The organism is Nonomuraea sp. NPDC049695 (assembly GCF_040674955.1).
GTDB classification, from domain to species: domain Bacteria; phylum Actinomycetota; class Actinomycetes; order Streptosporangiales; family Streptosporangiaceae; genus Nonomuraea; species Nonomuraea helvata.
Map to the genome: position 1 here is coordinate 1 of NZ_JBFANV010000157.1, position 12711 is coordinate 12711.

The following is a 12711-nucleotide window of genomic DNA, read 5'->3' on the forward strand; positions in this document are numbered from 1 at the left end:
ATCGGGCCGAACGTCTCCACCGGCGAAGAAATGCTTCCCATCCTCGCCGCCGGAGAGGCTGTCTCACCGCCTCCTGCACCTGGACCACGCACGTCATCGCCGAGCAGCGGCTGCGCCTGGTGGTGCTGGCCGACCTGGAGGGCGCGCTGCACGGCAAGGGCATCAAGAACCTGCGCGGCGGGGAACTGCCCTACCTGTTCAAGACCCTGCCCCACACCCTGTTCATGCTGGTCGGAACCAGGTTGGAGCACGACCTGCTGACCGGTCGCGGCGCCGACTGGCTGGGCCACTACGTCCAGTTCATGAAGCTCGCCCCACGTGATGCCGCCGACCGAGAAAGCAAGAGGCGATGATCCCCGAACCCGGTCCCGGCGAGGCCGCCGAGAAGAAGGCTCACGGTGAGCTGGCTCAGCACGCCTTCGAGACGGCGGGCAAGCTGCGACTGCTCGCCGAGCACATGCGCGCGATGGGCTGGCGCACCGACGAGTACGCCGCCGAGGACCTGGAGCGGGTCGCCGACTCCCTGGGCGGCATGTCGATCCGGGCCGCGATGTCCAGCGACAACGCCGACATCGTCAGCATGGTGATGGGCAAGCCCATGAAGCGGATCGCGCCGAACTTCCACGTGGGCCTGGGTGACGGGCAGGCCGAAGCATGAATTGACCAGCCCCGCCCCCCACCTGAAGGAGAGCGCTGTGCCGCTGCCCCAGATCCCGCTCGACGACCCGCGCGTCCTGGCCTTGGCCAGAGCCCGCCAGCAGTTCGCCCACGACTGCACGTTTCTGCCGACGTGGGAGGAACTGACTGACGAGGAACGCGAGGACTCCCTGCCCGCCGCCCGCAACTACCTGGAATCGGCGATCAACGCCGGGCTTGTCCCGGCCGTGGAGCTGATCCACCATGGCCTGCTCGCTGACCTGGGCAACATCAACCGCGAGATCGAACGGCAGGCCACCGCCATGGCCACCGCGGCCGCCGACCTGCCGCTGCTGCTCTACCGGTTCCGCACCACCCCCACCGGCGGGATGAGCGTCGGGACCGTGCTGAACAAGCTGGCCGAGACCGCCGAGCACGTCGGCGAGTTCGCCCGCGAGTTCGGCGAACAGAACTGGGTCGACATGGACGAGGACGAGACCGTCGACTGGCGCAAGGCCCTGGCGGGCCTGGAGGCTGCCGCCGCCGCCTTCCGCCGCGCCACCAGCCTCATCGGCTGACACGGCTTGGGAGGAACGGCCCCGCAGTCGGCGGCCCCCGGTCACCGGATCCTGTCGGTGCCGAGGCGTACAACGGAGACCTGTTCGCGAAGGGCTGGGTCGAGTACGGCGACAGCGCCTCCAGCGAGTACGGAGTGACGCTGGCCGGCCGTCCGACGCCGCGGACGCCGCCGAGATATCGCACTCAGGCAGCGCCGCGCTCGTTGAGCCCGTCATCCGTCCTGGTGAGGATCACCGGCAGGCCCGCCACGACGGCGATCGCGACGACTGGCGCCAGGACGTGCAGCGCCAGCCCTCCGAGGCTGAACGCGTCGTCGACCCAGGGCAGGTGGGGCCAGCCACACAGCACGAGCATCGCCGCGAGGAAGAACCGCTCGATCCGTATCAGCTTCGGCGAGCGGATCGGCTGACCGCGCGTGATCAGGTAGACGCGGGCGCCGAACACAGCCAGCACGAGCAGCGACACCGCCGGTCCGATCAGCCACCCGGTTACCCACTCGCGCGTCCAAGGGGCGGACCCATCTGCGGCGACGCCTTGAATCTCGACGCTGGTCCAGGCCAGCGCCAGCGTCAACACGATCATTCCTGCGGCCGCCAGCCGGTTGGCGGCGTCGGTAGGGTTCATGCGATCATCCCAGCACGGCACGGGCGATCGCCGGAAGACGATCCCGACGAACCTCGGGGACAGACTTACGCGCCCCTCTCGGCACGCGATGGTCGTGTACCTGAGGCCGCCGGCCCCCGGGGCGCGGGAGGCGGCACATGATCCACAAGCGCCGGCGGTGTCGCGTGGGACTGGTCGTCTACATTGCAGTGACGCCCTGGTCAACATGTTTCAGTGTGCACGTTGGACGGTGTGCTCGAATGTTTCGCAATCTCGCGAGCTCCCGCCCCCAAGGCGGTGCGTCGGCGGCGGGCGCAGGCCAGCTCACTGCCGGTCATGCGGTTCTGTGCCGGTAGGACGTGCGGGCTGTGTCTTCCGTTCTGCGGCAGCCAGGCGGCGCTCGAGGTCGCGCTGCCTGTCCTGGGTTTCCGCCAGTTTGGTCTGGGCCACGGCCAGGGCGGTCGCTGCTTCGCCGGCGTCCCGCTCGGCTGTTGCCAGGGTGCCGCGCACGTCCTTGAGCTCGGCACGTACATCGCGGAGCTCCTCCCGTACGGTCTTGGTCTCCTGCCGGGCTTCCCGGGTGTCGGCCTGCGCTTGCTCGGCGCGGCGCTCCGCGCTCGCCGCGCGCTCGGTTTCGGTCTGTTTCTGCCGCTTCAGCTCCGCGACCTCGGCGCGGGCCGTCCGCAGTTGCTCGGTGAGCGTGCTGAGCTGCGCCGCCTGCGTGTCGAACTGGGTGCGTAGGGCCGCCTCGCGCTGCACGGCGGCCTGGTGTTCCTCCACCGCGGTGTCGCGTTCACGTCGGGCCGCCTCCGCTGCGGCATCGGCCTTGACCCTGGCCTCCCCCTCCTCCTTCGCCTCTTTGCGTGCCTCACGCTCCTTCTCCAGCGCGGCGTCGGCACGCTCGGCGGCCTCGCGGGCGCGTTCGTCCGCCTGGTCGGCGTGTTCCTTCGCCTCGGCGGCGCGGGCCTCGGCCTCGTGCTGCGCGCGCACCGCCGCGGTGCGCCTGCGGCGCTCCTCCTCCGCCTGCTCCTGGGCGCGGTCCCGGGCGGTCTCGGCCGCCGTCGCGATCGTCTCCCGCTGCGCCGCGGCGGCGATCGCCTCCTCGGCGTCCTCCTCGGCGTCCTTGAGCATCTGCGCCTGGGTGACGGTGATGGCGTGCAGCAGCTCGCGCAGCTCGGTGCCCAGCTCCTGCGTCTGCTCCAGCGCCGGCAGATACCGCTCGCCCAGTGCGAGCGCGCGCCGGGTGGCCTCGGCCGCTTCCTGCTGCTGCTCCTTGCGACGGCTGGTCCGGAACCTGCTGCGGCAGGCCGCGGAGCAGTACTTGCTGCGGCGGCCGCCGTGGCGGGAGCCGTCCGCGCGGCGCGCGGGCGGCCGCAGCTTGTTCCCGCACGGGCACTCGCCCGGCCGCTCGCGCTCAGCATTGATGGCCCGCCCGTCGCCGCCGGGCTCCGCAACTGCCTCGTCGAGGTCGTCCGGCCCGTCCGTGCTGCTCGGCGCATGATCATCCGGTCCCATGGTCATACCTCTGACCGTACAGCAAACGTGCGTAGATGACGCTAAAAACAAACGTGCTAGCTTCGCACGTTTGAATGGCTTATTTTCTCTATCAACGGGAAGTGCAGTTCCCGTCAATAGGCGATACGATCGCGCGGTGGGCGTTGCACATGAGCACCCTGACCCGGTGCCCGAAATATCCCCCATCGCGGTGTATACGCCGAATCATCCGCTTCCGGCCGCCGGTCCCGGTGGCGAGCCGGGCGGCGCGGGCTCGGCGGGCGAACTACTGCCGGCGGACGCGCTGGGCGGCCCGCTGCCCGCCGCGGCGGCCGCCGCCGGGAACGGGAACCCGTACCTGGCCTACCTCGACTCTCTCGATAGCGCCGAGTCCAAAGCGACCATGAAGGGCTGCCTGGACCGCATCGCCCGGCTCCTGCTCGGTGACGACGTCCACGGCGTCGACCCGGAGACGAGGGAGAAGGACCCCGCCGCGCGGACCGGGCTCGGCTTCCCCTGGCACGTGCTGCGCGCCGAGCACACCATCTTCATCCGGGCCCGCCTGGACGAGCAGATCATCCACGACCCCCAGACCGGCGAGGAACGCCCGTGGTCGCACACCTACCGCAACAAGCACCTGACTGCGCTCCGCCAGGTGATCAAGTGGGCGTGGCGGCTGGGTCTGAGCACTGCCGAGGAGCACGCCCGCGCCGCCGACGTCCAGCCGTACAAGGGCTCACGCGAACCGGCCGGCGAGCACATCGAGCCCGAACGGGTCGGCGCGCTGCTCGACGCTTGCGACGCCCACCTCGACGCGCCCGAGCCCGACGAGTCCCGCCGCACCGAGTTGCGCCAGGCCGCGCTGCGCGACGCCGCCATGATCGAGGTCCTGTACTCCACTGGCGTACGCCGGGCCGAACTGGCCCGCCTCGCCCTGCGCGACTACGACCCCGCCCGGCGCTCGCTGCACGTACGCGGCAAGGGCAACAAGGACCGGCGCGTCTTCCTCACCCACAGCGCGGCCGCCCGCCTGGAGGACTGGCTGGCCGAGCGCGGCCGCGAGCCCGGCGGCCTGTTCCCCCCGTTCACGCCACGGCCCCAGAAGATCCGCCGACGCGGTGGCCGCATCGACCACCTGACCGGCCAGACCATCAGCCACATGCTCACCGAACGCGCCGCGCAGGCGAAGACCGCCCGGCCGACCGCGCACGACTTCCGCCGCACGGTCATCGGCGAACTGCTCAACGCCGGCGTCGACCTGGCCACCGCCCAGGCCCTGGCCGGCCACGCCTCCCCCGTCACCACCGCCCGCTACGACCGCCGCAACGAGGACGTACGCCGCGCCGCCGTCGACCGCCTGTCCCCGCCACCGACAAAGGCGCGGCTATGACTGGGGGCGGTGAGGAGGGGACTCCTCAACCCGCCAGAAGTTGCTGGTAGGTGGAACAGCCGAAGGCATGCCACTCGCGGACCACAGGTTCCTCGTCAACGACGATCACTTCGGCGTGCCAGGGGAGACAGTCTTCGCACGGCCAGATGGCGTACGGAGTCCCGTCCTCCTTCGTCGCGGGAAGGTCGATCGACCCTACGGGGGCCGAGTATGTGGTGTTCGGCTTGCGCTGGCGGGAGTTCATAGCCGGTCAGTATCCCTAGGACGGTGGCAATCGGTCTACCTCCCCTTGGCCAATTCGCAGACCTTCGAATCGTCAGCGCAGGTGAAGCACCTGGCTGCCGATGCGCATCTCCACCCAAGGCCGAGCGCGAACAGCAGGGCCTGCGGCCCCCTCGGTGGTAATCCAAAGACATTCAGCCAGGGAGATCGCGTCATTCGACGGTCGACTCCAGCAACGGCAGACCCGCAGCCCGGCGTACCCGCTCGTCGCGATCAGGCGCGAACAGGTCATACACGGTCACCCTGAACTGGAATGGCACGTCGGCGGGCTGACGAGGCTGAGAGGGCCCGCGAAGCCGCGGAACGGACCGCCGTGCGTGCCCTCGACCAGACGGAGACAGCCCAGCAGGAGCAGCAGGAGGCCGAGCAGCGCAGCCCTCGCCAAGCAGCGGGGCCGAGGGCGCCGAGGAAGCGCGCAAGCGCACCGAGGCCCACCTGAGCGAAGTCAGCCAGGCGGCCACCGAACGGCAGCAGGCCAGCGACGCCCTCACCGAACTGCAGCAGCGTCTGCATCAGCAGGGCCTCGACCTCGCCGCCGAGCCGTGACGTCTCGGCATGTGCTCCAGGACCTTGGTCACGGCCCTTGAGTTCGGACGGCAACCCGGTCTTTCATTCCATTGTATTCCCTCCCGAGCATGGAATAGAATGAAATGAAATCAAGAGCATGATCGAAAGCGGGCTGAGCCGGTGACCGAGATCGTGGAGAGCGGCGCGTCCCCGAAGCTGTGCAAATTCCCGGGGTGCTCGGCCAAACGTCAGCCTCGCCAGCCAGGGGCAAAGGGACGCTCGCCCGAGTACTGCGAGCGTGAGGACCACAATCCGTCTACTCGGCACAAGAAGGTCTTGGAGCTGGCGCGGCAGGCCAGGGGTGAGGCTGAGGCGGAAAACCCGGACGGCCCGCCGGTTACTACCGCGCTCGCGCTTGCACCCCAGCTGATCGCGGATGCGAGAAAGCTCCAGGAGCACCAGGACCAGATGGCTGGCCGTCTGGCTCAGGTGATCGAGATCGTCGGCGACCCGGCTAAGGCGATGGCCGAGGTCACGATGGTACGGACGAAGGCAGCCCATGAGGTCGCGGCGGCGGAGATGGCCACACTTGAGGCCGTGAACGCCCGGCGCGTGGCCGAACACAGGCTAGCCATCGCCGACGAGGCCGCCGACTTCGCCACAGCGGGGATGGAGCAGGCCCGGAAGGAGGCCGCGGACGCGCGCGAGCGGGAGGAAGCGGCCCTGCTGGCAGCGGTGTCGGCGCAGGCCGAAGTTGAGCAGGCGCTCTCTGAGATCTCGCGGATTCGCCATGAGTTGAAGCGGGAGCAGGAGGCGTGTGCGGCCGCGCACGGCGAGCTGCAGCAGGAGCGGGCGGTGAGCGCCGACCTGGCCGAGCGGCTGGCCGAGGCCGAGCGGGCGCTCGCGGCGCAGATCGGACTGCGTGAAGCGGCGGAGCGGATGCGTGACGAAGCGCTGACCGCCAAGGAGCGCCAGGCGATCCAGTCCGCGACCGATCTCGTCCAGGCCCGTCAGGAGATCAGCACCCAGACCGCTTTGCGGGAACGCGCCGAGCAGGAGGTTGAGACTGTCCGCGCCGCGCATGCCGAGTTGGTGCGGGAGTTGCGTGAGGAGCTCGAGCAGACGCGCACCACCCACGACAGGCAGTTGGAGGACATGCGCGCCCACCTGGCGACGGTGCAGCAGCAGGCGAACCGGGAGCGCGACGCCCTAGTCGCCCTTCAAACTGAGCTTGAGGAGCTGCGACAAGCGGCATCAGCCGCAGACGATACCGGCACGAACCCGCGCGATGTGGGCTGAGAACCCCCAGCCCACCCAACACCGACACCAGGCAGAAGCGGCGAGGAAACACCACCATGAGCATGGACGCGGGAATGGCACGGCGCGAGGACGGGATCGCGCCGCGGGCGATCGGCGTGGGGCTGCGGAAGATCGCCGCGGAGCTGTCGCAGCTGTACTTCGAGCGGGATTTGGTGGTGCGGGGGCTGCTGTCGGCGGTGCTGGCCAGCCAGCACGCACTGCTGCTCGGGCCGCCGGGCACGGCGAAGTCGGAGCTGGCGCGCGAGCTCACCAGCCGGTTCTCCGGCTCCGCCTTCTGGGAGATCCTGCTCAGCCCTTTCACCGATCCCAAGCGCATGTTCGGCCCGGTCGATGTCGGGGCGCTCACCCGCGGGCAGTACCGGCAGCTGTTCGACGGCAGGGCCACCACCTGCGACATCGCGTTCATCGACGAAATCTTCAAATGCGGCTCGGGCGCCTTGAACGAGCTGCTCGCCTTTCTCAACGAGCGTGTCTACCACCCGGAGGCCGGGGGCGCGCCGATCGCGTGTCCGCTGCTGTCGGCGATCACCGCCAGCAACGAGCTCGGTGAGGAGGACACCGCCGCGGTGTATGACCGGCTGCTGGTTCGTCTGCAGGTCGGTTACCTGGTGGAGAAGGACAACTTCGCCGCCCTGCTGCGTTCGGCCACCGCTGGCCCGCCGGCCACGCCCGTGACTCGCACCAAGATCCCGCTGTCCGGGCTGAAAGAGGCCATCGCCGTGCATGTGCCCGCCGTGGAGCTGGGCGCCGACATCGTCGAGGCGCTGTGCGTGCTGCGGGCGACGCTGAGCAAGGAGGGTGTGATCGCCTCCGACCGACGGTGGAAGGCTTCGGCCCGGCTGCTGCAGGCGGCCGCCTACCTGGCCGGGCGCCCAGCCGTCACCGAAGCAGATCTGCCGATCTTGACCACGGTGCTGTGGGATCGCCCCGACCAGCGCGACCTGGTGGACAAGTGCGTCCTGAACCTGGCCAGCCCCGACACCGGCGAACTGCTGGAATGGGAGGAGGAGATCGCGACGATCGAGGCCGAGATCGCCGGCCAGGCCGGCCGCTCCCGCACCGCGATGACCACGTGGGCCAAGCAGGCCCGAACCAAGCTCGACAAGGCCGGGCGGCGGCTGAACGACATACAGGCCGAGGCCTCCCGTGCGGGCCGCTCTACCGCCGCCGTCGAGCGGGTCCTGCGCAGCCACAGCGCCGTCACCCAGCGCGTCCTGGACGAGGTGCTGGGTATAGCGGCGACGGCGGCGTCCCCGACCCGCGCCGGCAAATGACCCCGTCAGGAGGAGGCATGGCCAGAAGCAGAGCATGCCCGGCAGCGGCGATCTGGCCGTCTGCCACGGCACGCTGCTGGGCCGGCGACACCGCGCGGTCGCGCCACGGCGCGCCGGTCCCTGCCGCGCTGGCGGCCCTCACCGGCGCAGGCGCACCGTGACGACGCCCGCCGACGACGCCTTCACGCACCGCGCGGGCCGAGCGGACGAGCCGCCTGACGACCTGGGCGTGCTCTCCTTCGCTGACCTGGTGGCCCGGGCCGCCCGCTGGAGCACGAGCACGCGCCGCCGCGCGAGCGCGCTGCGCACCGTCGAGGCCGATGTGTGGGATCGGATGGAGTGGGCCGACATCCGCGCCAACCTGGAGGAGGTGGGCGACCTCGTCGACGACCTGACAGCCGAGACCGACTACGCCGAGGACCTGATCGCCGACCTGTGGACCGCGCTGTTCCAGGCCGCGCCCGTCCAGCGCGAACGGGCCGAGGTGGCGCCATCGCGGTGGGTCAACCACCAGATCGTCACCACCCTGCTCACCTGCCCGCAGTTCACCGGGCTACGCGCGACCATGGCCACGGTCGGTGACGCGTTCGCCGCCGCGCACGCCCTCACCGGCCACTACCACCACCTGGCGGACCTGCTGTGGGCGAGCACAGCCGCGCAGCAGGACGCTGAGACCGCCGAACGCGCCCACGCCGCCGCCGCGCACGCCGCCGACGAGGTTGTCACCGTGATCTGGGACGCGGCCGAGGCGGCCGACGCTCGCGGCCGCCTGCCTGCCGACGTCGTGGCCGCCGCCCAGGCGGCCCTGGAGGCCGCCGAGCACGCCGAGGCGCGCGCCGCCGCGGCAGCGGCCAACGCCGTCCGCGCCCTGCAGGAGGCGCAGGTCGCCCTGAGCGACGGCGTGCTGCTCTTCCTCACGCGCGCCGCCGACCGACTCAAAGGGGAGCGCGCGCTGCTGGACCTGTGGGGCATCGGCTACGAGCAGGTACGGCGGATGGACGCCGCCGAGCGGGCCGTGCTGGCCGAACGCCTGCGCGGCAACCGGCTGGCGAACTTCGCCGACCTCATCGGACGCTTCCGCGCCTTCGCGCACGCCGAAGCCGCCCAGAAGATCACCGGCGGGTTCGGGGAACTCGTCGGCACCACCCTGAGCGACGACATCGCCCGCGCCATCCCATCCGAACTGGCCGCCCTCGGCGTACCGGCGCTGCGCGCGGCTCTGCTGGCCCGCATGGCCGAAGGCCGACTGCTCAGCTACCGCACGCGTGGCCGCAAGCGTGTCGGCCGCGGCCCGCTCATCATCTGCCTGGACGCCTCCGCCTCCATGGCAGCCACCGTCACCGGCGACGACCTGGGCGTATCAGCCGCACATCCGAGCCGTGAGGCCTGGGCCAAGGCCGTCACTCTCGCGCTCGTCGACCACGCCGCCCACACCATCCCGCGGCGCGAGGTCACCGTCATCCGCTTTTCCACCGACGTCGACACCATCCATCATTTCCCCGCCGACCGGCGGCCCACCGTTGAGGAGATTCTCGCCCTCGCCGAGGCCTGGCAGGCCGGAGGCGGCACCGACTACCGGCCGCCGCTGCACGCCGCCGCCGACCTCATCGCCGGCTCCCGGCACGACCCGCGCCACCGCGCTGACAGCCGCGCTCACAGCCGCGCGGACATCGTCTTCCTCACCGACGGTGAACACTACGGCGGCAACGCCTGGTTCACCGACTTCCGCGCCCGAAAAGGCCGTCTCGGCGTGCGGGTGTTCGGCGTCGCGATCGCCACCACGCCCAGCCAGCCGCTCCGCGCGATAAGCGACACCATCCACTTGATCAGCGACCTCACCGAGCCCAGCGAGGTCCGCGCCTTGTTCCGCATCTAGTCCCGCCGGCTGCCCGCCACCCATCCGAGGAGGGATCACCCCATGACGAAGGCCGCGCAGGCCCTCGCCACCTGGCAGGCCCTGGCCTCGCAGCATGCCGCCTGCCTCACCGTGATCTACTGGGCCGACCAGAACGCCGAAGCCGCCCAGCGCGATGCCTGGCACTCCGGCAGCCGGCTCGAGAAGGCGGACGTCTGGCGGTGGCTGCCCTCCCGCACCCTGGCCGGTCAGCTCAAAGCCCATGGTCTCGGCCCTGGTCAAGCCTCCGCCGCGCTGGCCGCCCTGGCCGAACAATGCCTGATCGAACTACGCGACAACGGCAGCAGTCGCGGCCGGGAGATCAAGCTCACCGCCCACGGCCGGAAAGTCGCTCGCGCCGGCGGCATCGACCCCGCTCACCATCCCAGCAGTAAAGGGCTGCTGAGTGAGGGGTTGTGGAAGATGCTTGCCTGCGTCTGGCAAGACCACCCCGACGGCTACCCCGCCAGCGATTCCGGCGCCTGGGACCGCCTGCTGCACCACGAGCCCGACCCGTACGTCCGCCACGGCCAGTCCGTCACCCGGCATGGCCGATACGTGCCCACGATGCACCTCACCGACGCCGGAATCGACCACTACCGCGCCCGCTGGCACGACTACGCCCGCGTCTATCCCGCCGTCAACGCCCCCCACCCCGACGCCGCGACACTGCTGTGGCCGCCGCACATCGACCACGCTCTGGCCCGGCTGCGCACCCAGAGTGCCACCTTGCGCGACCTCATCATCCAGATGCCTGAGCAGATCAGCGCTCTCACCCGCCCCGACGTCGCCGCCCCACCCCGACCGGTCAACCTTCTACCTCTGCCGTCCACGGTGAGCGTCCCCGCCGACCTGACTCCCACCCTGGACCGCCTGCACCGCGCCACCCAGCACACCCAATCCGCCCTCGATCGCGCCACCGCCCGCTACACCAGCGCGGTCCGTGAGGCACTCACCGGCTACGCCACCGTCTTGGCCGACCACGCCGCCGCCGTACACGTCCCCTACCTGCAGGCCTGCCAGCACTACGCCCACGTCGCCGCCGCCGTCCTGGCCGCCGTCCTGGCCGACCACGATCCCGGCGATGCCCTGAACACCCCGCCGCCCCCCGCTCTCCCCGGGTCGTGGACCCCACCAGCGCCACCTCACACGGGCTTGCCCGACCTCGACGCCCAGCTCCAAACCGCCCACAAAACGGCCGGCCCGCCCCAGCGCCGCAACGCAGCAGCCCCGCCCGACCTCCTGGCCACCGCGGCACGCCTCACCGGCTACGCCGACACGATCACCGACCTGCTCGCCGACGGACACCTCCAACGGATCCTGCTGCGCCGCACTCTGCTCTAGGCTGCCCGTCCGGGGTCCGATCGAAGCCGGGTGGCCCACCCCCCGCGCCTGGCTCGCCGCCGCAGCAGCCAGCGATCGGTCGGCACGGTTGGGTGCGGTGCGGGCACTGCCGCGCCGGCCGGGTGGAGCCGTCTTCCGGGCGCAGGTTGATGGTCAGGATGGGTACGCGCTCCTGCTGGATCGCGACAATCCCGAGAGCATGATCTACTTCCGCTCCTGGCAACGGGGGTTGACCCGGTGGATGGCGGACCTATCGCTCATCGTCGGCCAGCATCCCCCGGACGATCTGCCAGTTCTCGAGGACCACCTACGGACGCGGTGACTTGCTTGCGGGCGGTCAGTGGATCCCTCGGATGCGCTGACCGTGATCAGGTGCGCGCCACGGAGAGCAGTTCTCGCCCAGCCTCCCGATGGGCCAGCGCGACCTGGACGACAACTCGGCGCAGACCCTTGCCGGCGCGTTGTTGGGCCATCGCCGCTTACCGAGTCCGCCGTCGCGATAGTCCAAGGAGATAGTCGCGATAGTCCAAGGAGATTTAGGTATGACCGTCACTGACGACCGTACGATCGCTCAATACACCGAGGCGTCAGCGATCGAAGCCAACATTGTGGTCTTGGAAGGCCATGCTCGGCCCGGACGCGGCCGATGAGGTCTACACCCGATGGCAGGACGGCGCCGACTCACTGGACCGTCGGGGAATTTGTCTGGCCGCTGTACAGCTCGCCTATGCCGGCATAGTGCCTGCAAGGTGAACAGCAAGTTTGGCAGAACCGCCGTTCCTAGGCTGGTCTACCCAGCCCAGACGATCGAGAACACGTGCACTACCTGTACCTCGTCGTCGATCACGTAAGAGACCAGCCCGGTGCCGCCGAACACCTGCTCACGGTATCTCGGGTCGTCCGGGTCAGGAACGCCGCGGTGGTGAGGGTCCGCTCCGATAATGAGCAACTCCTCAACGAGGGCCTGCCAGGCCTCGGCCGGTATGCCAGGAATTTGAGCGCTCGCCGCTGCGTGAAAATTGACCCTGTAGGTCATCCGTGGCCGCCGCGCTGGGCGACGCGCTCGGCCCAGCCCGGAATCACATGCTCTGCCGCCGTGGTGTTTTCGCCTCGGCCGGCCTCAGTCCGTGCCCGCTCGTAGCCGGGTGCAGAGTAGGCCAGGGATCGCAGGTGCCAAGAATTCAGCGTGTCGGCGAGTTGCTGCCAGCGCCAGGTTTCGTGCGCGGCCGCCACCATCGCCTCCCGGTAGTCAGCCAGGAACCGGGCCCGATAGCGCTCGGGCAGGCGGGCGAGTATTTCCTCCGGGTCATGCCCGATGGGGTGCGTCGCGAGCTGGCCATGCTGGAGGAGCGCAACCGGATGGCCCGCGAGCTGCACGACGCGGTGAC

General features: G+C 70.2%; 12 protein-coding genes. 8 read left to right on the forward strand and 4 right to left on the reverse strand.

Going from position 1 to position 12711, the window contains the following annotated elements:
* The 3 genes from AB0J64_RS55090 to AB0J64_RS55100 form a co-directional block, all read left to right on the forward strand.
* Window positions 1–353 (forward strand): hypothetical protein (locus tag AB0J64_RS55090; protein WP_364046234.1); only part of this gene is annotated, 353 nt, incomplete at its 5' end.
* On the forward strand, window positions 350–658 hold the full coding sequence (locus AB0J64_RS55095; RefSeq protein WP_364046236.1) for a hypothetical protein: 309 nt from the start codon (window positions 350–352) through the stop codon (window positions 656–658). The genes AB0J64_RS55090 and AB0J64_RS55095, both read left to right, overlap by 4 nt.
* A 37-nt stretch (window positions 659–695) precedes the next feature.
* The gene (locus AB0J64_RS55100) at window positions 696–1214 is read left to right on the forward strand and encodes a hypothetical protein (RefSeq protein ID WP_364046238.1); all 519 of its coding nucleotides are present in this window, start codon (window positions 696–698) and stop codon (window positions 1212–1214) included.
* Between the two features lie 184 nt (window positions 1215–1398).
* Here AB0J64_RS55100 and AB0J64_RS55105 read toward each other — a convergent pair whose 3' ends face one another.
* Complete coding sequence (locus AB0J64_RS55105; protein WP_364046240.1) at window positions 1399–1839, reverse strand: hypothetical protein; 441 nt, start codon at window positions 1837–1839, stop codon at window positions 1399–1401.
* Between the two features lie 303 nt (window positions 1840–2142).
* Window positions 2143–3339: a hypothetical protein gene (locus tag AB0J64_RS55110; RefSeq protein ID WP_364046242.1), complete on the reverse strand. Its 1197-nt coding sequence runs from the start codon at window positions 3337–3339 to the stop codon at window positions 2143–2145.
* 130 nt (window positions 3340–3469) lie between these two features.
* Between AB0J64_RS55110 and AB0J64_RS55115 the strand changes: the two genes are divergently transcribed.
* From AB0J64_RS55115 to AB0J64_RS55135, 5 genes are all read left to right on the forward strand, one after another.
* Window positions 3470–4702, forward strand: a complete 1233-nt coding sequence (locus AB0J64_RS55115) for a tyrosine-type recombinase/integrase (RefSeq protein WP_364046244.1) — start codon at window positions 3470–3472, stop codon at window positions 4700–4702.
* A 969-nt stretch (window positions 4703–5671) separates the two neighbouring features.
* Window positions 5672–6790: a hypothetical protein gene (locus AB0J64_RS55120; RefSeq protein WP_364046246.1), complete on the forward strand. Its 1119-nt coding sequence runs from the start codon at window positions 5672–5674 to the stop codon at window positions 6788–6790.
* Between the two features lie 56 nt (window positions 6791–6846).
* Window positions 6847–8085, forward strand: coding sequence for an AAA family ATPase (locus AB0J64_RS55125; protein WP_364046248.1), 1239 nt, complete (start codon window positions 6847–6849; stop codon window positions 8083–8085).
* A gap of 34 nt (window positions 8086–8119) precedes the next feature.
* Complete coding sequence (locus tag AB0J64_RS55130; protein WP_364046250.1) at window positions 8120–9961, forward strand: VWA domain-containing protein; 1842 nt, start codon at window positions 8120–8122, stop codon at window positions 9959–9961.
* 42 nt (window positions 9962–10003) lie between these two features.
* Window positions 10004–11323: a hypothetical protein gene (locus AB0J64_RS55135; RefSeq protein ID WP_364046252.1), complete on the forward strand. Its 1320-nt coding sequence runs from the start codon at window positions 10004–10006 to the stop codon at window positions 11321–11323.
* Between the two features lie 790 nt (window positions 11324–12113).
* On the opposite strand, the gene AB0J64_RS55140 is transcribed toward AB0J64_RS55135, so the two are convergent.
* Together AB0J64_RS55140 and AB0J64_RS55145 are read right to left on the reverse strand one after the other, a co-directional pair.
* The gene (locus AB0J64_RS55140) at window positions 12114–12359 is read right to left on the reverse strand and encodes a hypothetical protein (RefSeq protein WP_364046254.1); all 246 of its coding nucleotides are present in this window, start codon (window positions 12357–12359) and stop codon (window positions 12114–12116) included.
* Window positions 12356–12711 (reverse strand): DUF6247 family protein (locus AB0J64_RS55145; RefSeq protein ID WP_364046256.1); only part of this gene is annotated, 356 nt, incomplete at its 5' end. The genes AB0J64_RS55140 and AB0J64_RS55145, both read right to left, overlap by 4 nt.